Here is a 23,831-nt window from a genome sequence, read left to right as displayed (position 1 = left end):
GGGCCTGCCGCATCTGTGGCCTGCCTCATCTATGAGCGTAGGAGGATCGCGAATACCCCGCTACGTGGATCCCCATGCATCTGTGACGCCGAACACAAGAGTCCGGACGTGATCGTCTCGTAACATTGGCCGCATGTCTTCGACCGAGCCGCCGGGTGTGCGATCCGCATCCGAAGCGTCCCCCCAGGTGGGAGCCGTCCACGTCGCCGAGGGGGAGCAGCTGCGCACCGTGGCGCTGCCCGGACTGGAGCTCGCCGTCCGGTCCCGGCCCCCGCTGCGCACGGGTTTGCCCCCCGCGCTGTTCGTCCACGGACTCGGCGGTTCGTCGACGAACTGGACGGACCTCATGGCACAGCTGGAGGACAGCGTCGACGGCGAGGCCGTCGACCTGCCCGGCTTCGGCTGGTCCCCGCCACCCGCCGACCGGGACTACTCGATCACGGCGCTGGCCCGCGCGGTCATCCGGCACCTCGACGCCGCCGGCCGCGGTCCCGTCCACCTCTTCGGGAACTCCCTCGGCGGCGCCGTCTCCACCCGCGTCGCGGCCGTCCGCCCCGACCTGGTGCGCACGCTCACGCTGATCTCGCCCGCGCTGCCCGAGCTGCGCGTGCAGAGGTCGGCCGTGCCGACCGCCCTGCTCGCCGTACCCGGAATGGCCTCGCTGGTCGTCCGGCTCACCCGCGGGCTGAGCGCCGAGGAGCGCACCCGCGGGGTGACGGCCCTCTGCTACGGGGACCCCTCGCGGGTGACACCGGAGGGCTTCGCGCACGCCGTCACGGAGATGGAGCGGCGGATGGCCCTGCCGTACTTCTGGGAGGCGATGACCCGCTCCTCGCGCGGCATCGTCGACGCGTACACCCTCGGCGGGCAGCACGGACTGTGGCGCCAGGCGCAGCGGGTGCTCGCCCCGACCCTGCTGGTCTACGGTGGCCGGGACCAACTGGTCTCGTACCGTATGGCGCAGAAGGCGGCCGCCTCCTTCCGGGGCTCGCGGCTGCTGACCCTGCCCCGGGCCGGGCACGTGGCGATGATGGAGTACCCCGAAGTGGTGGCGCAGGCCTTCCGGGAGCTGCTGCACGACACCGGTCCGGCCGCGCGCGACACGCCGGACACGCTTGACATCCGAGATACCGAAGACGGCAGAGGCTGAGGACCGTGGGACGACATAGTCGCAAGGGGCCCGCTCCGGCCCCCGCCCCTGTCCGCCCGGCCCCGGAGGCGGAGCCCGCGCAGGCGCTCCCGTACGAGGAGCGGTCCCTCTTCGAGGACCGCCGCCCGTACGGGGAGCAGCCGTCGTACGAGGAGCCCCCGTCGTACGCGCAGCAGCCGTCGTACGCGCAGCAGCCGGCGTACGCGGAGCGGTCCGCGGCCGAGCGGTCCGTGTTCGAGGGACGCCGCCCGTACGAGGGGCAGCGCCCCTACGGCGACGGCCGCCGTTCGCACGAGGAGCACCGGCCGCGCGAGGAGCACCGGCCGCACGAGGAGCACCGGCCGCACGAGGAGCACCGGCCGCACGAGGAGGAGTGGCCCTCCGGCGGGTATTGCGCGTACGAGGAGCCCCGCGGCGGCCACCCCGAGCAGCGCGAGCCCGGCGGGGCCTGGGGCGGGGAGTCCGACGCGGTGTACGGGGACTGGCGCGGCGTTCCGCGGCCGCGGCGTTCGGCCGCCGCCGTACCGGACACCGACACCCCGGCCTTCGGCACCCCCGCGGTCGGCTTCCCGCAGGTGACCCTCCCTCAGCCCGCGGCCGACCCCCTGACCTCCACCGGCTCGCACCGCCGGGTGCCCGGGCCGCGCACGCCGATGACGGCGAGCGCCGCGGCCCCGGCCGCTCCCGTCGCACCGGCCGGGCCCGCGGCCCCCGCCGCCCCCGCCCCCGCCCCTGCCGCTCCCGACGAGGAGCCGCCCGCCTCCGGGCGCGGGCGGAAGGTCCGTACGTACGCGGGGATGGCCGCCGCGGCCGTGACCACCGCGCTCGCCGTCGTCGTCGCCGTGCAGATGGCCGGCGACGGAGACAGTGGCTCCTCCGCCACCGCGAGCGCCGCCGGCGGCGCCCAGAAGCGCGCCGATTCCGGCAAGTCCGCCGCCTCCCGCTCCGACGGCCGGGCGACCCCGGCCGCTTCCGCCGCTCCGGCCGCGCCCGCGGTGGAGCTGTCGTACGAGCAGAAGATGGCCCAGCGGTTCCCCATCGACGAGAAGCTCAAGGGGTCCGGCGCCTTCGACACCGTCCCCGGTGTGGCTCCGGCGCCGGGCAAGGGCAAGAAGATCCGCTACCGGGTCGACGTGGAGCAGGGGCTCGGCCTGGACGCGCAGCTGTTCGCCGAGGCCGTCCACCGCACCCTCAACGACGACCGCAGCTGGGGCCACGGCGGGACGAAGACCTTCGAGCGGGTGCCGGGCGGCGAGGCCGACTTCGTCATCACGCTGGCCAGCCCGGGGACCACCGGTGTGTGGTGCGCGAAGTCCGATCTGGACACCACCGTCGACAACGTCAGCTGTGACTCGGCGAGCACCGAGCGGGTCATGATCAACGCGTTCCGCTGGGCGCAGGGCTCGACGACGTACGGCGCGGACCAGATGTTCGCGTACCGGCAGATGCTCATCAACCACGAGGTCGGCCACCGGCTCGGGCACGGACACGTGAACTGCCAGACCCCGGGCGCGCTCGCGCCGATCATGCAGCAGCAGACGAAGTCCCTCAACATCAGCGGGATCCAGTGCAAGCCCAACCCGTGGGTGTTCCCCGGGGGTTGACCTGGGGCGGATGCGGAACGGGGGTTCTCCGCAACGGCCTTGGGGGGACGCCCGGGGCGTCGGAGGCGTCTGGGGCACGAGGGCCGCAGGCCCTTTCTAGCGCGCTCGAACGCGGGCCGTGGGCGAAAGTTACGACTCTTCACCCCTTCCGGTGGCGCGACGGACAACCGTCCGTCGCGCCTTCGGCATATCCGCTTGAGTTTCCCGCGGCGGGTCACCGGACCACGGCGACCGCCTGAACGGGAGATCGGGGGTGCCACTCGTGCGGATCGGACTGCTCACGGAAGGTGGTTATCCGTATGCGACGGGAGAAGCGCGGCTGTGGTGCGACCGGCTGGTCCGCGGACTGCCGCAGCACGAGTTCGAGCTCTACGCGCTGAGCCGCAGCGCCGAGCAGGAGGAGCGCGGCCGCGTCGTCCTTCCCGAACACGTCACCCGCGTCTGGACCGCCCCGCTCTGGGCCCCGGCGGACGACGGACGCACGTACTCCCGGCGTGAGCGCCGGCGCTTCGCCGACAGCTTCAAGGAACTGGTCCGCGGGATCTGCGCGGGCGAGCCGGCGCCCGAGTCCTTCGCCTCCGGACTGTACGGACTGGCCGAACTCGCCCGGGAACAGGGCGGGATGTACGCGGCCCTGCGCTCCGAGACCGCGGTGCGGGCGGTGGAGTCCGGCTGCCGGGCGCCCGGCGCGCGCCGCTCCGTACAGCGCGCCCAGGTGGCCGACCTGCTGGACTTCGTCGACGAACTGGAGCGACTGCTGCGGCCGTTGTCCCTCGACTGGTACGAGGACCTGCGCGAGGTGGACGTCTGCCACGCGGCGGCGGGCGGGATCGCCGCGCTCCCCGGCCTGCTGGCCAAACGCTTCTTCGGGGTCCCGCTGCTGGTCACGGAGTACGGGGTCCAGCTGCGGGCCCACTACCTGGAGCACGCGGCGGACCCCGCCGCGGCCCCGGGGGCGACCGGCGCGGCCGGCGGCCCGGGGGCCGCTCCGCGGCCCGCCGTACGGGCCCTGCTGGCGGCGTTCCACATGCGCCTGGCCACCGAGATCTACGCCGAGGCCGACCTCCTCACCCCCGGCAACGCGCACGCCCGGCGCTGGCAGGAGCGCTGCGGCGCCACCCGTGACCGGCTGCGGACGGTGTACCCGGGGATGGAGGCGGACCGATTCGCCACCGTCGGCGAGGACCCCGAACGCGGGGACCCCGACACCCTGGTCTGGGTCGGCCGGATAGAGCCCGCCAAGGACCTGATCGCGCTGCTGCACGCCTTCGCCGAAGTGCGCCGGGCCGCGCCGGAGACCCGGCTGCGGATCTTCGCGACCGCCGTGGTCCCCGGCTACCTCGCCGACTGCCGCTCGCTCGCCGCGCAGCTCTTCCCCGACGAGGCCGCCGACGCCGTCACGGTGGGGGAGAACCCCGTCACCTTCGAGGAGATCGGTGGCCCCGATGCCCCCACGCCGGCCCACGCGTACGGCTCCGGGCGGGTGGTCGTGCTGTCCTCCGTGATCGAGGGGTTCCCGATCACACTGGCCGAGGCGATGCTCTGCGGCCGGGCCACCGTCTCCACCGACGTCGGCGCCGTATGTGAGGTCATCGGGGGTACGGGCCTGGTCGTTCCGCCGCGCAACCCGCGGGCACTGGCCGACGCCTGCCTGTCGCTGCTGCGCGATCCGGAGCGGGCGCACCGGCTGGGCGCGGCCGCCCGGGCGCGGGCCCTGGAGCTCTTCACCGTCGAGCAGAACGTGGCCGCCTTCCGGGAGATCTACCTCCAGCTGCTGGCCCGCGGACCGGCCCGGGCAGAGGGCGGGGTCCCGTTCGAACAGCCCCTGGAGGCCCGGGTTCCGGGGCACTGGACGAGCCCTTCGTGGGCGGAGCCGGGGGCGGCCTCCGCTGCTGCTTCGGGTGCCTCCGGTGCTTCGGGTGCCTCCGGTGCCTCCGGTGCTTCGGGTGCCTCCGGTGCAGGTGCCGGGTCCGGGTCCGGGTCCGCCGAGGCCCCGGCACCGGGTCCGGGCCCGGCTTCCGCGAAGACCCCGAGCGCCCTGAGCACCCCGAGTGCTCCGAGCGCCCCGAGGACCCCGAGTACGACCACCACCACGGCCACGGAGGCGACCGTATGACCCTGGACGAAGCCGCCCCCGTCGCCCCGGCCCCCCGCCGCAGGGCCGCCGGGGACCCCGTCAAGACGCTGCTGCACCGCCACCGGGCACTGTGCGAGCGGGCCGTGGACCCGCTGGAGATCGCCGCCGGGCTGGAGGTGCAGGGCATCACCGACCGCACCGCCGCGCGCTTTCGGCACCGGGACGTGTTCTCGCTCGCCGAGGAGCTCTACGCCCGTACCCCGCGCGGGGACGAACCGGCCGCGCCCCGCGCCACCCGGCCCTCCGACGCCCGGGCCTTACGGGGCTTCGGCTGCGCCGTGCTCCCCGGCGCCCTCTCGCTCGGGGCGGCCGCCGCCGGGGCGCCGTTCGCCGGGGCCGCCGCCGTGCTCGCCACCGTGGCCGCCCTCGTGTGGCCCGCCAGGCCCGGGCGGGGCGCCGCCGCCGGGCGGTTCCCGTACGCCGTGCTGCTGCTCGCCGCGGTCGCCGTGGGCTGGGCGGTGTACCGCCACGGCACGCCGCTCGGGGTCGCCCTCGCCCTGGCCGCGGCCCCCGGGCACCTGGTCGGCGCCGGGTTCGCCGCCCGCGCCCGGGCCCGGCTCGCCGGGAGCCGGGCTCTGGAGGACTTCGCCGACCGGGCCCGGCCGCTGCTCGCCGCCGCCGTCCTGGCCTTCGGAGCGGCCGCCGCGGGGGCGGCCGCGCTGGCCGGAACCCCGCTCGGCGTCGCCGTACCGCTCGCCGTACTGCTGTTCCTGGCCCGCCTGCTGCTCGGGCACGGGGCTCCGCGCGGGCCCGTCGCCGCAGCCCTGGCCCTCGCCCTGGTCCCGACCCCGCTGGCGGTTCCCGCCGCCGCGGCCGGGCTCCTCGTACACGCCGTCCTCGCGCTGTCCCGGGCGTCCGCGCACGCCCGGCCCTGAGCCCGGCCGGCCCCTGCCCGTCCGCCTCCGCCCTCCGTGGCGGTCGCCGAGGCGCCGTACCCGCCCCCCTATCCCCCTGCCCCCACCCCCGACCCCCCCCGCCCATCGACCAAGGAGACACAGGATGACCGGCCAGCCAACCAACCAAGGGGCCGCGCGATGAGGGTGCTGCTGATCGGAGCCAACGGATACCTCGGCCGCTACGTCGCCGACCGGCTGCTCGCCGACCCCGCCGTCCAGCTCACCGCGCTCGGCCGCGGCGACGACGCGGACGTCCGCTTCGACCTCGCCACCGGCAGCCCCGGCGCCCTCACCCGGTTCCTCGACGCCGTCCACCCCGGCGTCGTCATCAACTGCGCCGGGGCCACCCGCGGCGGGGCCCGGGAGCTGACCCGGCACAACACCGTCGCCGTGGCCACCATCTGCGAATCCCTGCGCCGCAGCGGCTGCGGTGCCCGGCTCGTCCAGCTCGGCTGCGCCGCCGAGTACGGGCCCAGCCAGCCCGGGTCGTCCACGGCCGAGGACGCCGTGCCGAGACCGGGCGGACCGTACGGCGTCAGCAAGCTGGCCGCCACCGAGCTCGTGCTCGGGTCGGGGCTGGACGCGGTCGTCCTGCGGATCTTCTCGCCCGTCGGGCCCGGTACCCCCGCCGGATCCCCGCTCGGCCGGCTCGCCGAGGCCATGCGCCGCGCGATGCAGAACGGGGACGGCGAGCTCAAGCTCAGCGGTCTCGGCGTCCAGCGCGACTTCGTGGACGTGCGGGACGTGGCGCGGGCCGTGCACGCCGCCTCGCTCTCCGCCGCACAGGGCGTCGTCAACATCGGCACCGGGCGCGCGGTCCGGCTGCGCGACGCGGCGGCGGTGCTGGCCCGGGTCGCCGGCTACGGAGGCGCCCTGCACGAGCTGGACGTACCGCAGCAGGGCCAGCACGGTCAGGGGCACGGCCACGGGCCGGTCCACGGTCTCGCGGCCGGGCACGGCCACGGCCACCAGGGCCCCGGCCGGCCGGGGCTCGCCGCCATCGGCTCCCCGCGCTCCGAGGCGACGGCCGAGCAGCTCGCCGGCACCGCGACGCCCCCGTACCCCTACCCGGACGGCTGCGGCGCCTGGCAGCAGGCCGACGTGCGCACGGCCCGCGACCGGCTGGGCTGGCGGCCCCGGATCGGCCTGGAGGAGTCCCTCGCGGACATCTGGATGGAGGCGGCGTGCCGCATCTGACGACCGCGGCCACGGCGGCCGCCGCGACCGAGGCCGGCCGCCTCGGCCTCGGCGTCCCCGGCTACGCGCACCCGCTGCTCGCGCGGGTCGAGTGGGCCGAGCTGACCCGGCCCGGGACCCCGCTGCACTGGACGGTGCTCAACGTCACGGACGGGCCGGGAGGCCGACCCGACCCGCACTGCACCGAGGCCGCGGGCAAGGTCCGGGAGGCCGGCGGGACCGTGCTCGGCCATCTCGCGATGCGAGACGGATCGCGCTCGTTCGGTGAGCTGGTCTCCGACGCCCACCGCTTCCTCGACTGGTACCGGGTCGGAGGCTTCTACCTGGCCGGGGCCCCGGCGGACCGGGCCGAGCTGGCCGCCGTGCGCCGGGTCGTCGACACCCTGCGCGGCCTCGGCGAGGACCTTCGCATCGTGCTGGGACACGGCACGCACCCGTACGAGGGCTACGCGGAGGCCGCCGACCAACTGGTCACCTTCTCCGGGGCGTGGGCCGACTACCGCTGGTCGCAGGTGGCGGAGTGGACCGCCGAGCACCCGCCCGAGCGCTTCTGCCACCTGGTCCACGGAGTGCCGCGCTCGCACCTGGAGGAGGCGGTGCGGATCGCCCGCTGGCAGGGCGCCGGCACGATCTGGTTCACCGACCGCGGCGACGCCGGCGGCCGGGATCCGTGGGCCTCGATGCCCGCGTACTGGGACGAAATCGTCTCGCAGATCGGACCGGGTGTCTCGGAATGAAGAAGGGCGTGGCAGTGTTACGGGAAGAACCACCGTTACGACGTAACCATCTACGGAGTCCCCGTGTCGCTGCCACCCCTGGTAGAGCCAGCTGCTGAGCTCACCGTTGACGAGGTCCGTCGGTACTCCCGCCACCTGATCATCCCGGATGTCGGGATGGACGGCCAGAAGCGCCTGAAGAACGCCAAGGTGCTGGCCGTGGGCGCGGGCGGCCTCGGCTCGCCCGCCCTCATGTACCTGGCCGCGGCCGGCGTCGGGACGCTGGGCATCGTGGAGTTCGACGAGGTCGACGAGTCGAACCTCCAGCGCCAGATCATCCACAGCCAGTCGGACATCGGCCGTTCCAAGGCCGAGTCCGCGCGGGACAGCGTGCTGGGCATCAACCCGTACGTGAACGTGGTCCTCCACGAAGAGCGGCTCGAAGCCGAGAACGTGATGGAGATCTTCAGCCAGTACGACCTCATCGTCGACGGCACGGACAACTTCGCCACGCGCTACCTCGTCAACGACGCCTGCGTGCTGCTGAACAAGCCGTACGTGTGGGGCTCGATCTACCGCTTCGACGGCCAGGCCTCGGTCTTCTGGTCCGAGCACGGGCCGTGCTACCGCTGCCTGTACCCGGAGCCCCCGCCGCCGGGCATGGTCCCGAGCTGCGCCGAGGGCGGCGTGCTGGGCGTGCTCTGCGCGTCCATCGGCTCGATCCAGGTGACGGAGGCCATCAAGGTCCTCACGGGCGTCGGCGAGCCGCTGGTCGGCCGCCTGATGATCTACGACGCCCTGGAGATGCAGTACCGGCAGGTCAAGGTCCGCAAGGACCCCGACTGCGCGGTGTGCGGTCCGAACGCCACGGTCACCGAGCTCATCGACTACGAGGCCTTCTGCGGCGTCGTGTCGGAAGAGGCCCAGGAGGCGGCGCTCGGCTCCACGATCACTCCCAAGCAGCTCAAGGAGTGGATCGACAACGACGAGCCGATCGAGATCATCGACGTCCGCGAGATCAACGAGTACGAGATCGTCTCGATCCCCGGCGCGAAGCTGATCCCCAAGGGCGAGTTCCTGATGGGCACCGCCCTCCAGGACCTCCCGCAGGACAAGCGCATCGTCTTGCACTGCAAGACGGGTGTCCGCAGTGCGGAAGTCCTCGCGGTCCTGAAGTCCGCGGGCTTCGCGGACGCGGTCCACGTCGGCGGCGGCGTGATCGGCTGGGTCCACCAGATCGAGCCCGAGAAGCCGGTCTACTAAATCCGAGCGGTCGAGGCCCTCACCCCGTGGCCGGGGTGGGGGCCTCCTCGCTGGGTGACGCCTTGGTGCACACGGTGTCGGCGGGGGGCACCTTCCCGTCCAGCAGGTAGCTGTTCACCGCGGCCTGCACGCACTTGTCGCCGCTGTTGTAGGCGCCGTGCCCCTCGCCCTTGTACGTGAGCTCCACACCGACGCCGGGACCGAGCCGCTCCACCATCTTGCGGGCGCCCTCGTAGGGGGTGGCGGGGTCACCGGTGTTGCCGATCACCAGGATGGGCGCCGAACCGGGGGCGGAGACGTCCGGGGTCTCCCAGACGCCCGGGACGGGCCAGTCGGTGCAGCTCATCATCGCCCAGCCGAGGAAGTCCCCGAAGACGGGGGAGGCCGCACGGAAGGCGGACAGCTTCTCCTTCGTCTGCGCCAGCGTGTACCGGCCCTTGGAGTCGGCGCAGTTGATCGCCGTGTTGGCGGCGCCGATGTTGCTGTAATGCCCCTGCTGGTCACGGCCGTTGAGCGCGTCGGACAGCGCCATCAGCAGCTGCCCCTGCCCGCCCTCCGCCTCGTCGAGCCCCTGCTCCAGCAGCGGCCACAGCTCCTGGGAGTACAGGGCCTGGGCGATGCCGTTCGTGGCGGCCGAGTCGGTGAGCATCCGGCCGCCGATGCCGGGGATCGGCTTGGCGGCCAGGCTCTTCTGGAGCTTGATGATGTTGTCCTCGATCTCCTTGGCGGTGCTGCCCTGGAGCCGGCACTCGTCGCCCCGGTTCACGCAGTCCTGCGCGAAGTTGCCGAGGGCGAGCTGGAACCCCTTGGCCTGGCCGAGCGCGCTCTCCTCGGAGTTCTGCGTCGGATCGACGACGGCGTCGAAGACGGCCCGGCCGACGTTCTTGGGGAAGAGGTGGGCGTAGACCCCGCCGAGCTCGGTGCCGTAGGAGATCCCGAAGTAGTTCAGCTTCTCGTCGCCGAGGGCCTGGCGGATCCGGTCGAGGTCGCGGGCGGCGTTCTCGGTGCCGACGTAGGGCAGCAGGTGCCCGGACTTGTCCTTGCAGGCGTTCTTGTACTTCTCCAGGTTCCCGATGAAGGCCTTCTCCTCCTCGGGCGTCTCGGGCGAGGAGTCCTGCGCGTAGTAGGCGTCGAGCTGCTTGTCGTCCTCGCACAGGACGGGGGCGCTGCGCCCCACGCCGCGCGGGTCGAAGCTCACGAGGTCGTACCGCGCCCGCAGGGCCTCGTACTCCTTGGCGGCGCCGGGCAGCGTACTGATCCCGGACCCGCCGGGGCCGCCGAAGTTGAACACGAGCGAGCCGAGGCGCTTGTTCTTGTCCCGGGCCTTGGCCCGGATCAGCGCGAGCGGGATGGTCTCGCCCTCGGGCTTGGCGTAGTCGAGGGGGACGTGGAGCGTGGCGCACTCCCAGTCCTTGGGCGGCGCCTGCCCGCCGCCTTCGGCGACGTCGGGAGCCTCGCACTCCCCCCACTTCAGGGGCGCGGCCCCCGGAGTTCCGCCGGCCTTGGGCTTGCCCTCACCGCTGTCGGAACAGCCGCCGGCCCCGGCCAGCCCCAAGGCGACGACGACGGCCACGGCACCCCGCACCAAGTTTCGACCCATGCCCCCATCCTGGGACCCCCGCCCCCACCCCGCCCCCGCGCTGACCCATTCGGGCGTCGTGCCGACGGGCGGCCCGGCCCGGCCCCGGCTCGGCCCGGCACCGGCTCGGGGAGCGTCGCGAGAGGTGCGGCGCGAGAGGTGCGGCGCGCGCCGCGGTCAGGGGTGGGTGAGGAGGTGGCGGGCCGCCTGGTGGCCCGTGGCGACGCAGGCCGCCACGCCCACGCCCTCGTACGCCGCTCCGCACAGCGCGAGGCCCGGGAGCTTCGACGTTGCCTCGCGGATGCGGGCGACGCGGTCGTGGTGGCCCACGCAGTACTGGGGGAGGCCGCGGTTCCAGCGGGTGACGCGGGCCGCCAGGGGTTCGCCCATCGGGCCCACGGCGTGGTGGAGTTCGGCGATCGCCGCGCGGATCAGGTGGCGGTCCGGGCGGCTCAGGAGGGCCTCCTCGCCGATCCGGCCCACCGAGGCGCGCAGGACGAACGTGTCGGGGGCCGAAGCGCGCAGCCACGGCCACTTGTTGGAGAGGAACGAGGCCGCCTTCAGCAGGTGGCCGTCCACCGGCGGGACCAGGAAGCCGTTCCCCGCCGGGAGGAAGCGGGAGCGGGCGCGGGAGAAGGCCATGGTGATGACCGCCGTCGAGGCGTGGGGGATCGCCGACAGCTCCTCCCCGGCGAGCGGTGCGTGCGGGCGCAGCAACGGCGCCGCCTCGTACGCCGGTACGGCCAGGATCACCCCGTCCGCCTCCATCGTCAGCGGCCCGTCGCCCGTCATCGCCGAGACCCGCCAGCGGTTGCCGGGGAGCCGGTGCAGGGAGCGGGCCGTCGTCCCCGTCAGGATGCGGGCCCCGCAGGCTTCGGCGACCGCCCGGGGGAAGCGGCCCGTGCCGCCCGCGACGCCCTGGACGGCCACCGGGGCGGAGCGCGGGGCGCCCGCCGCCCGCATCCGGCGCAGGGCGGGGAGCACGGGGCCGCCCTGCTCGGCGACGGCCGCGATCCGGGGCATGGCCGCGCGCAGCGAGAGGAGGTCGGCGCGGCCCGCGTAGACCCCGCCGAGCAGGGGTTCGACCAGCCGGTCCACCGCCTCCCGGCCGAAGCGGGCGGCGAGGTAGTGCCCCACCGAGAGGTCTTCCGCGAGGGGGGCCGCCGGAAGTCTTTCCTCCGCCGCCGCGCGGGCGACGCCCCCGGGCGAGAGCAGGCCCGAGCCGGCCAGTGCCGCCGGGTCCGTCGGGATGCCCATGACGTGGCCGGGCGGCAGCGGGCGCAGTCCGCCGCGGGTCCAGACCGTGGTGGGGGCCTTCGCCGGGTCGCACAGGGCGTCACCGAGTCCGACCGCGGCGGCCAGCTCCACCGCCTCGGGGCGCAGCGCCATCAGGGACTCCGCGCCCTCGTCGACGGTGATCCCGGCGATGGTGCCGGTGCGCAGCTTCCCGCCGACCCCGGTGTGGCCCTCCAGCACGGTGACGTCGGCGTGCCCGCGCAGCTGCCATGCCGCCGCCAGACCGCTGATGCCGCCGCCGATGACGATCACCGAACCCATGGTTCTCCGCTTTCCTCGTAGGGGAGTCCGACGCGGTACGGGAAGCTGCCGGGCTCGTACGCGCAGTACGGGTCCGCCGCGAGCACGTCGCCCGTGAACCCGTACGCCCGCGAGCGCGAGCCCCCGCACACCGTCTTGTACTCGCACCGGCCGCACTTGCCGCCCAGCAGCGAGGGGTCCCGCAGTGTCGTGAACAGCGCCGAGCCCCGGTAGATCTCGGTCAGCGGACGGTTCTTCACGTTGCCCGCCGATACGGGCAGGAAGCCGCTCGGGTGGACCTCCCCGGTGTGCGAGACGAAGACGAAGCCGCGCCCCGAGGAGACGTCCATCGGCGGCCTGCGTGCGGTGCGGCGGGCGCCGGTGAACAGCCCGAGCTCCGCGGCCCGCGCCGACAGGAGGCCGTACAGCGCTCCGAGCGCCGGCTCCTCGCCGCGCGCTTCCAGGGCCGCCCGCTGGAGGGCGACCCGGCGGAAGTGGTGTCCCTCCGTGGTCTTGGTGGCCAGCACCGCCCCGCAGTCGTAGAGGAAGTGCAGTACGTCCTCCACCTCCGCGGGGCCGAGGGAGTCCAGCCGCCCGCCGCGGCCCGCCGGGACCAGCACGAAACCGGACCACAGCATCGCGCCCTCCCGCCCCACCAGCGCCGCGATGTCCGCCAGGTCCGCGAGGCTCCGCCGGGTGACCGTGGTGTTGATCTGGACCTTGAGCCCGAGTTCCCGCGCCGCCCGCCAGCCGTCCAGGGTCTGCCCGAACACCCCGGGCACACCCCGGAAGGCGTCGTGCCGCTCCGCCGTCGAGCCGTCCAGCGAGAGGGAGACGGCGACCGCTCCCGCGTCCCGTACCGCCGCGAGCCGCTCGCGCGTCAGCGTCGGCGTACCGGAGGGGGAGACCGCGACGCGCAGCCCGAGCGAGGTTCCGTACGCGAGGAGTTCGCACAGGTCGGGGCGTTGGAACGGGTCCCCGCCGGTGATCACGAACAGCGGGCCCGGCCGCCCGAAGGCGGCGACCTGGTCCATCACCCGGCGGGCTCCGGCCCCGTCGAGCTCCTCGGGGTCGCGGGCGGTCCGCGCCTCGGCCCGGCAGTGCAGACAGGCCAGCGGACAGGCCCGGGTGGCCTCCCAGATCACGATGAAGGGGCGCTCGGCGATCGCGTGCCGTGGACGGCGCACGACGGTCCGCCCGGGCCCCGCGGCGCTCACGAGACGCGCTCCCAGCCGCGCCGGCCCGGGCGCTCGGCGAGCTGCCCGGGGTCGCGCCTGCGGTAGACCACGTACGGCCGGAACAGGTACTTCAGCGGCGCCGAGAACATGTGCACCAGCCGTGAGTACGGGATCAGCGCGAACAGCGTGAACCCGAACAGGACGTGCAGCTTGAACGCGAGCGGGGCGCCCGCCATCAGGTGGTGGTCCGGGGTGAAGGTGAACAGGCTGCGGAACCAGATCGAGATGCCCTCGCGGTAGTCGTAGCCGTTCGTCATTCCGGTCGAGTTGAGGACCGTGGCCGTCAGGCCGAGCAGCATCGCGCCCAGCAGGAACGCGTACATCAGGTGGTCGCTGCGCAGCGTCGCCCGCCGCACCGCCGGCACCCGCAGCCGCCGGTACACGAGGATCCCGATGCCGGCGGCTGCCGCGATCCCCGCCACCGCGCCCGTGGAGACGGCCAGCAGGTGGTAGGCGTGATCGCTCAGGCCCGCCGCGTCCGTCCAGCTCTTGGGGACCAGCAGCCCGACCACGTGCCCGAGGACCACGAACAGCATGCCGAAGTGGAAGAGCGGCGAGCCGATGCGCAGCAGCCGCGACTCGTGCAGCTGCGTGGAGCGGGTGGTCCAGCCGAACGTGTCGAAGCGGGCGCGCCAGACCGTGCCCGCGATGAGCAGGGCGACCGAGACGTAGGGCAGTACGCCCCACAGGAAGAGGTCCATCAGGCCGTCCGCCTTTCGGAGTTCGAGGGCCACGGGAGGTCGACGGGGCGGTCGATGCCGGGGCCGAACGGTTCGAGCGCCGAGCCCGCGCCCACCAGCTCCTGCGGCGGCCCGTTCCTCGCGAGCGCCTTCGCCTCGGCCTTCGTGGCCGGCGAAGGACCCGGCAGCGTCGCGCAGACGGCCTCCAGGACGCGGGCGTACGGGGAGCCCGACTCGGCGAGCGCGAGGCGCAGCAGCTCCAGCCCGGCCCGGTACTCCTGGAGCAGCTCGGCGCCGGCCTCCTCCCGGCGGGCCGCGAACTCCAGCGCGACCGGCAGGAAGTCGGGCAGTTCCTCGCCCGCGAACTCCAGCCCGAAGTCCCGGTAGATCCGCTTCAGCCGGACCAGGGACAGTCCGCGCCGACGGGTGTCGCCGTCCACCCACCAGGTCAGGTACAGACAGCGCCGGTTGCGCGTGTCGAAGGTCCCGGTGTACCGGGCGCACAGCTCGATCGGGGTCAGCGCCTCGGCCTCGTCGAGGAAGGACCCGAGCAGCGCGGCCGGTTCGGCGGGCGCCCCGGCGAGGGCCGCGCGGAGCCGGGGGAGCTCGTCGTGGAAGCGGTCGCCGGGGTACTGCAGGACGCAGCCCGCGACCAGTCGTACCAGCGCGTCACCGCTCGTCCGGTCCGTGGTGCCGGTCGTCTTTGCGTTCACGAACGCCTCCTGGTCGCTCCGAGGTTGAGCATCACGCGGGGTTCGGACAGGGCCCCGACCGGGCACCCGGCGTCCAGCGGACGGGTCTCGGCCGGCGCGTCGGCTTCGGGGCGCGCCGCGCTCGGGACCACGAACCGGTCCTCCTGCTTGGCGATCGCCAGCAGCCGGAACATGTCCTCCATCTCGACGCCCGTCAGACCCACGGCCTTCGCGATCGACTCGTCCCGGGCCTCGCCTAGGTTGACGCGCCGCATGTACGCGCGCATCGCCGCCATCCGCCGCAGCACCGCTTCGACGGCGTGCGTGTCGCCGGCCGTGAGGATCGCCGCGAGGTACTCGACGGGGATGCGCAGGGCGTCGATGGCGCCGAACAGGTTGCCCGCGTCCTCGCCGTCGCTCCCGGTCGCGGCGACCGCCTCGACCACGGGGGAGAGCGGGGGCACGTACCAGACCATCGGCATCGTCCGGTACTCCGGATGGAGCGGGAGGGCGACCTGGTAGCCGGCGATCAGGTCGTACACGGGGGAGCGCTGCGCGGCCTCGATCCACTCCCGGGTGATGCCGGCGGCCCGCGCGGCCTCGATCACCGCCGGATCGCGGGGGTCGAGGAAGCACTCCACCTGGGCGGGGTAGAGGTCGTGCTCGTCCTCCACGGCCGCGGCCACGGCGACCTCGTCGGCGTCGTACAGCATCACGCCGAGGTAGCGCATCCGTCCGACGCAGGTCTCCGAGCACACCGTCGGCATGCCGACTTCGATGCGCGGGAAGCAGAAGGTGCACTTCTCGGCCTTGCCGGTGTGGTGGTTGAAGTACACCTTCTTGTACGGGCATCCGCTCACGCACATCCGCCAGCCGCGGCAGGCGTCCTGGTCCACCAGGACGATGCCGTCCTCCTCGCGCTTGTACATCGCCCCGGACGGGCAGGAGGAGACGCAGGCCGGGTTCAGGCAGTGCTCGCAGATCCGGGGGAGGTAGAACATGAAGCTCTGCTCGAACTCGAAGCGGATCTTCTCGCCCACCTCGTCGCGGATCTTCTCCACGATCGGGTCCTTCGGCCCGTGCGCGGGGGCGCCGCCGAGGTTGTCGTCCCAGTTCGGGCCCCACTCGATCGTGTCGATGGGCTCGCCGGTGAGCTGCGAGACGGGCCGGGCGGTGGGCATGTCGTCGCCCGCCGGGGCCTCGGTCAGGTTCTTGTACTCGTACGTCCAGGGCTGGTAGTAGTCGTCGATCTCCGGCAGGTCCGGATTCGCGAAGATCCTGCCCAGCTTGGCGAGCCGGCCGCCGGCGCGCAGCCGCAGCCGTCCCGAGCGGGTGCGCTCCCAGCCGCCCTTCCACCGTTCCTGGTCCTCCCAGCGGCGCGGGTAGCCCTGGCCGGGGAGGGTCTCGACGTTGTTGAACCAGACGTACTCGGTGCCCTGCCGGTTGGTCCACGCCTGCTTGCAGGTGACCGAGCAGGTGTGGCAGCCGATGCACTTGTCGAGGTTCATGACCATCGCGATCTGTGCCATGACCTTCATCGTCTAGAACTCCACGTTCTGGTCGCGGCGGCGTATGACCGTCACCTCGTCGCGCTGGTTGCCGGTCGGGCCCAGGTAATTGAAGGCCCAGGTCAGCTGGGCGTAGCCGCCGATCAGGTGGGTGGGCTTGAGCATCACCCGGGTCAGCGAGTTGTGGATGCCGCCGCGGCGGCCCGTCTTCTCGGTCTTCGGCACGCCGACCGTCCGCTCCTGCGCGTGGTTCATGTACACCGTGCCGGGCGGCATCTTGTGGGAGACGATCGCGCGGGCGGTGACCACGCCGTTGCGGTTGACCGCCTCGATCCAGTCGTTGTCCCGGGCCCCGATGGCCTCGGCGTCCTGCGGGGACATCCACACCGTCTGGCCGCCGCGGCCCAGGGTCATCATGTGGAGGTTGTCCTGGTACTGGCTGTGGATGGCCCACTTGTTGTGCGGGGTCAGGTACCGGACGGCGACCGTCTTCTCGTCGACGACGCCGAGTTCCGGTTCCCCGTACAGGGTGTGCATGTTCAGCGGAGGCTTGTAGACGGGCAGGGATTCGCCGACCTCGTGCAGCCAGTCGTGGTCGAGGAAGAAGTGCTGGCGGCCGGTGAGGGTGTGCCAGGGCTTGAGGTGCTCGGTGTTGACGGTGAAGGCCGTGTAACGGCGCCCGCCCGCCTCCGATCCCGACCACTCGGGAGAGGTGATCACCGGGACCGGACGGGCCTGGGTGTCGGCGAAGGTGATCCGCTTGCCCTCGGCCTCGGCGGCCAGGTGGGCCATGTGGGTGCCGACCTTCTTCTCCAGGGTCTCGAACCCCTGGGTCGCCAGGCGTCCGTTGGAGGTGCCCGACAGGGAGAGGATCGCCTCGCAGGCGCGCTGCGCGGTGTCCAGGCGCGGCCGGCCGTCGGCGATCCCGCCGCGCACCGTCCCGTTCTTCTCCCGCAGGTACGCGACCTCCTCGGCCACGTCGTACGTGATGGCCTTGGTAGTCACCCCGAGGGTGTCGACGAGCGGGCCCAGCGCGGCGAACTTCGCGCCGACGGACCCGTAGTCGCGCTCGACGACCGCCAGGCCGTACATCGTGCGCCCGGGCACGGGCTCGCACTCGCCCTTCGACCAGTCCAGCGCGACCCCTCCCGGCTGGGCCATCTCGCCGCCCGGGGTGTCGTGCCGGAGGGCGGTGGCGACGAGGTCCCTGCGGACGCCGAGGTGCTCCGCGGCGAGTTCGCCGAAGCGCCCGGCGATCGCGAGGAAGGCGTCGTAGTCGGAGCGGGCCTGCCAGGGCGGGTCCACGGCCGGGGTGAACGCGTGCAGGAAGGGGTGCATGTCCGTCGAGGACAGGTCGTGCTTCTCGTACCAGGTGGCCGCGGGCAGCACCACGTCGGAGAGCAGCGTCGTGGACGTCATCCGGAAGTCCATGCTCATCAGCAGGTCCAGCTTCCCCTCGACGTCCTCCTCCCGGTACGTGACGTCCCTCGGCGTGCACCGCGGGCCGTCGTCGGGGAGGTTGGAGTGGGTGCCGAGGAGGTGTTTGAGGAAGTACTCGTTGCCCTTGGAGCTGGAGCCGAGCAGGTTGGCCCGCCATACGTTGAGCACCCGCGGCCAGTTGCCGGGCGCGTCGGGATCCTCCCCGGCGAAGCCGAGAGTGCCCGCCTTCAGCTCCCGTACGGCGTCGGCGACCGGATCGGCGCTCGCACCCAGGTCGAGGGGGTTGCGGTCGAACGTGGGGTACGAGGGCATCCAGCCCATGCGGGCGCTGGCGGCCAGGCAGTCGGAGCCGGTCATGCCGGCGAAGACGCCGCCCGCGAGCGGGGAGGCGAGGGCCTCGGCCGGGAGGGTGTCGTAGCGCCACTGGTCGGTGTGCAGGTAGAACCAGGCCGCGCCGATCATCTGGCGCGGCGGGCGCGACCAGTCGGAGGCGGCGGCGAGCGTGGCCCAGCCCGTGACCGGGCGGCACTTCTCCTGCCCGACGTAGTGGCCCCAGCCGCCGCCGTTGCGGCCCTGGCAGCCGGTGAGGGTGAGCAGGGCGAGGAAGGCGCGGTAGATGGTCTCGGAGTGGAACCAGTGGTTCGTGCCCGCGCCCATCAGGATCATGCAGCGTCCGCGCGAACGCTCGGCGGTCTGCGCGAACTCCCGGGCCACGCGGGCGGCCTGGGCGGCGGGCACGGAGGTCAGCGACTCCTGCCAGCCGGGGGTGCCGGGGGCGTCGGCGTCCTCGTACGAGGAGGGCCAGTCGCCGGGCAGACCCGGGCGGGCGACCCCGTACTGGGCCAGCATCAGGTCGAAGACGGTGGTGACGAGCCGACCGCCGAGGCGGCGGACGGGAACCCCGCGGCGGACGACGCCCGCCCTGTCGTCCTCGAAGCGAGGGAGGACGATCTCGGCGCTCGCGCCCTCGTCGAGCAGGGTCAGGCGGGGCACCGTGTCGCCGAGGTCGAGGTTCCACTCCGGTTTCCCGTCCGTCTCCCAGCGGTGGCCGAGGGTGCCGTTGGGGACGACCGCCGCGCCCGTCGCGTCGTCGACGAGGACGGTCTTCCACCGCGCGTTCCCGGTCTCCTCGCCGAGGTCGGCGGCGGTGACGAACTTCCCCGGGACGAGCCCCTGCTCCGTTTCCCGCAGGGATACGAGGAAGGGCAGGTCCGTGTACTTCCGGACGTAATCCGTGAAGAAAGGGGTCTGCTTCTCGACGAAGAACTCCTTGAGGATGACGTGGCCCATCGCGAGGGCCAGCGCTCCATCCGTCCCGGGGTGCGGGTGCATCCATTCGTCGGCGAATTTCGTGTTGTCCGCGAAATCGGGGGAGACGGTCACGACCTTCTGGCCGCGGTAGCGGGCCTCGGCCATCCAATGGGCGTCCGGGGTACGGGTCACGGGGACGTTCGAGCCCCACATCATCAGGTACGCGGCGTCCCACCAGTCGCCGGACTCGGGGACGTCCGTCTGGTCGCCGAACACCTGCGGGGAGGCGACGGGCAGGTCCGCGTACCAGTCGTAGAAGCTCAGCATCGGGGCGCCGATGAGGGAGTGGAAGCGGGCGCCGGCGGCGTGCGAGGCCATCGACATCGCCGGGATCGGCGAGAAGCCGGCGACGCGGTCCGGGCCGTGCTCCTTGATGGTGTGCACGTGCGCGGCGGCGACGATCTCGGTCGCCTCCTCCCAGCTCGCGCGCACGAGCCCGCCCTTGCCGCGGGCCCGCTGGTAGGCGCGCCGGCGCTCCGGGTCGGCCTGGATGTCGGCCCAGGCCAGGACCGGGTCGCCGAGCCGCGCCCTGGCCTCCCGGTACATCTCCAGCAGGGCGCCGCGCACGTGCGGGTGGCGCACGCGCGTCGGCGAGTACGAGTACCAGGAGAAGGAGGCGCCGCGCGGGCAGCCGCGGGGTTCGTACTCGGGACGGTCGGGGCCGACGGAGGGGTAGTCGGTGGCCTGGGTCTCCCAGGTGATGATCCCGTCCTTGACGTACACCTTCCACCGGCACGAACCGGTGCAGTTCACGCCGTGCGTGGAGTGCACGACCTTGTCGTGGCTCCAGCGGTCACGGTAGAAGGCCTCCGCGGCCCGCCCGCCGGTGCGGTGGACCGTGCGCAGGTCCCCGGACACCTCGGCCCCCGTGAAGAAACTGCCCGCCTTGATCAGTGAATCGGCGGCGCCCTGATGTCCGAACCGGTCCTGCACGACGACCCTCCAGGCGGGTGGTGTGACGGGTGCGGAAAAGCACCCGTCAACGACGCTACGCCCGCCGGAAGGCCGAATCCGATGACAAAGGTCCCGTACGGGCATGACCTAATTCCGGTCTTTTCCGGGACAAGTGGATGGCAGGCTGGAAGGAGTCAACTCCCGAGGGAATGCGGCAAATTACGCGACGGATTTCCCATTAACGGCGTCAGGAGGCGGTCGGTGGCGAGGAGGAAGAGCGCGTGGCTGCCGGACCAGCACGGTGCCTGGGCCATGCTGGCCGTGCCGTTCCTGGCGGGGACGCTGCTCGCCCCCCGTCCGGGGTGGGCGCACGCGGCGCTGTTCGCCGCCTGGCTGCTCGGGTACGCGGCCGTCTTCCACGGTCAGCAGTGGCTGCGCCTGCGCCGGGTCGCCCGCCGCCGACCGGACGCGGCGGCCCGGCACGTGCGCCCGGCGCTGGTCCTGGGGGCCGCCTGCGCCGCGCTGGGCATCCCGCTCGCGGCGGCGCACCCGTGGCTGGCGCCCGCGGCCGCGGCGGCGGCGCCCTTCCTCGCGGTGAACACCTGGTACGCCCGGCGCGGCCGCGAGCGGGCACTGGTCAACGGCCTGGTGGCGGTGGTCCCGGCGTGCGGGATGCTGCCGGTGGCCGCGGGGCTGGGCGGGATGCCCGCCGCGTCGGCCTGGCGCCCGGCGCTGGCCTGCCTGCTGTACTTCGCGGGCACGGTGGCGTACGTGAAGACGATGATCCGGGAGCGGAACTCCCGGGCGTACCACCGGGGCTCGGTGGTCTACCACGCGGCGGCCCTGGCCGCGGCCGCCGGCCTCTCGCCCTGGCCGGCGATCCCCTTCGCGGTCTACCTGGCCCGGGCGGCCGTCCTCCCGGGCCGGGCCCTGAAGCCCCCGGCGGTGGGCGCGATCGAGATCGCCTGCTCGGCGGCGCTGCTGGGGACGCTGGCAGCGGCTTTCAGCGGCTAGGGGCGGCTGGGGGCCGGGGGCCGGGGGCCGGGGGCCGGGGGCTGGAGCAGGGGCTAGGGGCTAGATCGCTTCCTTGCGGGTCAGGTAGTTGAACGACAGCCAGCCCGGCAGCACCGGCAGCCAGAACGTCATCAGGCGGAACAGGAGCACCGCCGAGATGGCGACCTCCTTCTCCAGCCCCGCCGCGATCAGACCCAGCGTCAGCGTGGTCTCCACCGCGCCGATACCGCCCGGCGTCGGCGCCGCCGAGCCCAGCGCGTTGCCCGCCAGGAACACGACCGCGATGCTCGCGTAGCTGATGGCCTGGCCGCCGCCGAAGGCCCGGATCGAGGCGTCCAGGCACATCACGAAGCAGCCGGTCAGCAGCAGCATGCCGCCGATGCCCGTCATCAGCTTCTGCGGCCGCTGGAGCACGTCCAGCATGCGCGGCACCACACCGGCGAACAGTGCCCGCACCCGCGTCGCCACGAACTTCCGCAGGAACGGCACCGCCGTCACCACCAGCACCAGCACGGCCACCGTCAGCAGACCGGCGATGACCGTACGGGACGGGGTCATCTCCGGGGTCTTCTCGGTGCCCGTCAGATAGCCGAAGGCCAGCAGCAGCAGGACGTGGCTCGCCAGGCCGAACAGCTGCGAAGCGCCCACGCTCGCCACCGCCAGCCCCGGCCGGATCCCGGCCCGCTGGAGGAACCGCGTGTTCAGCGCGACACCGCCGACCGCCGCCGGCGCCACCAGCTTCACGAACGACCCCGCCACCTGCGCCACCACCGTCCGCAGGAACGACACCCGCTCGGGCACGAAGCCCAGCAGGCTCATCGCCGCCGCGAAGTAGGTCAGGGCGGAGAAGGCCAGCGCCGCCCCCACCCAGCCCCACTGCGCCTCGCCGACGACCGTCGCGAAGTCCACGTGGGCCAGCTGCGTGAGCAGGAAGTAGGCGCCGAACGCGCCCGCGATGAACGACACCAGCGTGCGCGGCCGGATCCGCTCCAGGCGGGCCGGCTCCACCGGCGCCTGCGGACGGATCAGCAGCACCTGCTGGCGGATCTGGCTCAGCAGGTCCTCCTCGCGGGCCCCGTCGAGGGCGTCGTCCAGCGCCTTCTTCTCGGCCTTCTTCTCCGCGGCCGTGGCCGCCGCCGACTTGGCCCCCGCCTTGCCGGCCTTCCCCGCGTTCCGGTCCGGCTTCGCCTCCTCCGCGGCCGCCTCGCGCGCCGCCTTCGCCGCCCGCGAGGACTCCAGTACGGCCTCCCGCTGCCGGTCGGCCCGCTCCCGGGCCAGCCTGCGCAGCGTCGCCCGCGTGGAGCGGCTCAGCGCGATCGGCTGGAGCAGCGGCAGGCAGTCCGCCACCGCGTCCGGGCCGAGCACCGACACCGCGGCGGCCACCGAGCGCTCCGCCCCGATCCGCAGGCCGAGCGTGGTCAGCAGCTGCGCGATGTCCATGCGGAGCACGAGGTCCCCGGCCGCGATCTCACCGCCGCGCAGGTCGGTGAGGACGACATTGCCGGAACGATCCACCACGAGGGCGTCGCCGGTCAGCCGCCTGTGGGCGATCCGCCGGGACTGGAGGGCCCGTACCTGCTTCCACGTGTTGCGGGTCAGGTCGTCGGTGATCTCCTCGTCGCCGAGCGCGTCGAGGGGCCGGCCGTCCAGGTGCTCGTACACGAGCATCACGGCGTCCGGACCGAGCTCGGAGGTGGCGATCAGCTTCGGCGCGTTCGCCCCGGCCGCGATGGCCGCGTAGGCGAGGAGCGCCTCCTGCTCCAGCGCCTGGCGCAGCGACTGGAGGCTGCGCCGCGTCGTGATGCCGCGCAGGGTGAGCCGGCGCCAGACCCGGTAGAAGAACCCGTGCGCCTGCTGCTCGCGGTCGACGACGGTGACGTCGAGCGGCGGGCCGTCCTCCAGGGTGACGTGGTAGCGCCGGCCGCGGTCGCTGACCTCCGAGGCGTCGGCACCGTCCGGGAGCTCCGCGCGCATGGCGCTGACCGGCTTGAAGCCGACCCGGCGCAGGCCGGCGAGGAGCGTCTGCCCGGTGGGGCGGACGTTCGGCGAGCCGACGGCGTACAGGGTTCCGTACGCGACGCTCCAGCCGATCAGCACGGTCAACATGATCGAGAACGGCGTGGTGTACCCGCTGACCAGCATCGCGAAGGCGTCCAGCAGCAGGACCACCCACAGCGCGACCCGCCAGCGGGGCCGGCGGGTCATGCCGACGGCGGTCATGTACGCGATGACGGGCGCGAGGTAGCCGTGCACCGGGTCGGTGAGGGGGCCGCCGACCGTGGTCTGTCGGGTGAGGGCCTCCTGGATGGTGCCGGAGGCGGCCTGGGAGACCCACAGGTCGGTGGCCAGGGTGACGCCGTGCGCCAGGACCGCGGCGAGCACGCCGTCGGCGATGCGCAGCCCGTCCCGTTTGATCAGCCGCTCGATGGCGAAGGCCACCGGGACGAGCAGCACGGCGATGCTGGACACCAGCCCGGCGACCTTGATCAGCAGATCGGGCGCGGCGCCGGTGCCCTGGGAGATGTCGGCTTCGAGGCCTGCGGTGGTGCGGTGGGCGAAGGCGGCGATGGCGAGGACGACGGCGATGCCGAGGACCCCCACGAGCAGGCGTACGAGGTCGGAGGGGCGGTGCACGCGGGCGGCGAGCAGCGGCTCGTCGACCTCGACCTGGTCGGCCGACGCGGAGGCGCGCCCGTGCGGCCCGTCGGCGTCGGACCCGGCCGCGGGCCCCTTGCGGGGCGTGCCCGCGGCCGAGGACGCGGCCCGCGCCCGGGTCTCGCCGGTGCCACCGGCCCGGGCCCCGGGTTCGGGTTCGGGCTCGGGTTCGGGTGTGCCTCCGGCCCCGGGCGTGGTCCCCGGGTACGGGTCTGGGCGCGTGCCGTCGTCCTCAGCCGCGCCGTCCGGAGGGCTCACACCCTGCTCCTTCGTCGTCACTTCCGTCTCTTCTTGATCACGTATCACCAGTCACCGCCCGGA

At 73.6% G+C, this 23,831-nt stretch carries 16 protein-coding genes; 8 read left to right on the top strand and 8 right to left on the bottom strand.

What is annotated here, in order from left to right; all coding sequences use genetic code 11:
- Window positions 1–133: 133 nt before the first annotated feature.
- From AB0M92_RS00805 to moeZ, 7 genes are all read left to right on the top strand, one after another.
- Window positions 134–1,150, top strand: coding sequence for an alpha/beta hydrolase (locus AB0M92_RS00805; RefSeq protein ID WP_366099942.1), 1,017 nt, complete (start codon window positions 134–136; stop codon window positions 1,148–1,150).
- A gap of 5 nt (window positions 1,151–1,155) precedes the next feature.
- On the top strand, window positions 1,156–2,754 hold the full coding sequence (locus tag AB0M92_RS00800; protein WP_366099941.1) for a DUF3152 domain-containing protein: 1,599 nt from the start codon (window positions 1,156–1,158) through the stop codon (window positions 2,752–2,754).
- A gap of 262 nt (window positions 2,755–3,016) precedes the next feature.
- Window positions 3,017–4,870 (top strand): GT4 family glycosyltransferase PelF, encoded by a 1,854-nt coding sequence (pelF, locus tag AB0M92_RS00795; protein ID WP_366100325.1) that lies wholly within the window; start codon window positions 3,017–3,019, stop codon window positions 4,868–4,870.
- Window positions 4,867–5,766: a hypothetical protein gene (locus AB0M92_RS00790; protein ID WP_366099940.1), complete on the top strand. Its 900-nt coding sequence runs from the start codon at window positions 4,867–4,869 to the stop codon at window positions 5,764–5,766. Before pelF ends, AB0M92_RS00790 begins: the two co-directional genes overlap by 4 nt.
- 159 nt (window positions 5,767–5,925) lie before the next feature.
- Window positions 5,926–6,984 carry an NAD-dependent epimerase/dehydratase family protein gene (locus AB0M92_RS00785; RefSeq protein ID WP_366099939.1) on the top strand — a complete coding sequence of 353 codons (1,059 nt, stop codon included), beginning with the start codon at window positions 5,926–5,928 and terminating at the stop codon, window positions 6,982–6,984.
- The gene (locus AB0M92_RS00780) at window positions 6,972–7,721 is read left to right on the top strand and encodes a spherulation-specific family 4 protein (RefSeq protein ID WP_366099938.1); all 750 of its coding nucleotides are present in this window, start codon (window positions 6,972–6,974) and stop codon (window positions 7,719–7,721) included. Before AB0M92_RS00785 ends, AB0M92_RS00780 begins: the two co-directional genes overlap by 13 nt.
- Before the next feature lie 63 nt (window positions 7,722–7,784).
- The gene (gene moeZ / locus AB0M92_RS00775; RefSeq protein ID WP_030291201.1) at window positions 7,785–8,963 is read left to right on the top strand and encodes an adenylyltransferase/sulfurtransferase MoeZ; all 1,179 of its coding nucleotides are present in this window, start codon (window positions 7,785–7,787) and stop codon (window positions 8,961–8,963) included.
- Window positions 8,964–8,982: 19 nt separating this feature from the next.
- On the opposite strand, the gene AB0M92_RS00770 is transcribed toward moeZ, so the two are convergent.
- From AB0M92_RS00770 to AB0M92_RS00740, 7 genes are all read right to left on the bottom strand, one after another.
- A complete protein-coding gene (locus tag AB0M92_RS00770) occupies window positions 8,983–10,563 on the bottom strand; it encodes an alpha/beta hydrolase (RefSeq protein ID WP_366099937.1) in 1,581 nt (526 codons plus the stop codon).
- Between the two features lie 156 nt (window positions 10,564–10,719).
- The gene (gene hemG, locus AB0M92_RS00765; RefSeq protein ID WP_366099936.1) at window positions 10,720–12,099 is read right to left on the bottom strand and encodes a protoporphyrinogen oxidase; all 1,380 of its coding nucleotides are present in this window, start codon (window positions 12,097–12,099) and stop codon (window positions 10,720–10,722) included.
- Window positions 12,087–13,295: a TIGR04053 family radical SAM/SPASM domain-containing protein gene (locus AB0M92_RS00760; RefSeq protein ID WP_366099935.1), complete on the bottom strand. Its 1,209-nt coding sequence runs from the start codon at window positions 13,293–13,295 to the stop codon at window positions 12,087–12,089. Before AB0M92_RS00760 ends, hemG begins: the two co-directional genes overlap by 13 nt.
- Window positions 13,292–14,017 (bottom strand): respiratory nitrate reductase subunit gamma, encoded by a 726-nt coding sequence (gene narI / locus AB0M92_RS00755; RefSeq protein ID WP_366099934.1) that lies wholly within the window; start codon window positions 14,015–14,017, stop codon window positions 13,292–13,294. The genes AB0M92_RS00760 and narI overlap by 4 nt, the downstream gene beginning before the upstream one ends.
- Complete coding sequence (gene narJ, locus AB0M92_RS00750) at window positions 14,017–14,661, bottom strand: nitrate reductase molybdenum cofactor assembly chaperone (RefSeq protein ID WP_366100324.1); 645 nt, start codon at window positions 14,659–14,661, stop codon at window positions 14,017–14,019. The genes narI and narJ overlap by 1 nt, the downstream gene beginning before the upstream one ends.
- 44 nt (window positions 14,662–14,705) lie before the next feature.
- Window positions 14,706–16,226, bottom strand: coding sequence for a nitrate reductase subunit beta (gene narH / locus AB0M92_RS00745; protein ID WP_366099933.1), 1,521 nt, complete (start codon window positions 16,224–16,226; stop codon window positions 14,706–14,708).
- Window positions 16,227–16,229: 3 nt separating this feature from the next.
- Complete coding sequence (locus tag AB0M92_RS00740) at window positions 16,230–19,880, bottom strand: nitrate reductase subunit alpha (RefSeq protein ID WP_366099932.1); 3,651 nt, start codon at window positions 19,878–19,880, stop codon at window positions 16,230–16,232.
- A gap of 222 nt (window positions 19,881–20,102) precedes the next feature.
- On the opposite strand from AB0M92_RS00740, the gene AB0M92_RS00735 reads away from it, so the two are divergent.
- Complete coding sequence (locus AB0M92_RS00735) at window positions 20,103–20,855, top strand: YwiC-like family protein (protein WP_366099931.1); 753 nt, start codon at window positions 20,103–20,105, stop codon at window positions 20,853–20,855.
- A 60-nt stretch (window positions 20,856–20,915) separates the two neighbouring features.
- Here the strand turns inward: AB0M92_RS00735 and AB0M92_RS00730 are convergent, their stop codons facing one another.
- A complete protein-coding gene (locus AB0M92_RS00730) occupies window positions 20,916–23,816 on the bottom strand; it encodes a lysylphosphatidylglycerol synthase transmembrane domain-containing protein (RefSeq protein WP_366099930.1) in 2,901 nt (966 codons plus the stop codon).
- Between the last annotated feature and the right edge of the window lie 15 nt (window positions 23,817–23,831).

This window comes from Streptomyces sp. NPDC051582 (genome assembly GCF_040681715.1).
GTDB lineage: Bacteria > Actinomycetota > Actinomycetes > Streptomycetales > Streptomycetaceae > Streptomyces.
This window is presented reverse-complemented; position numbering and strand designations above follow the sequence as displayed.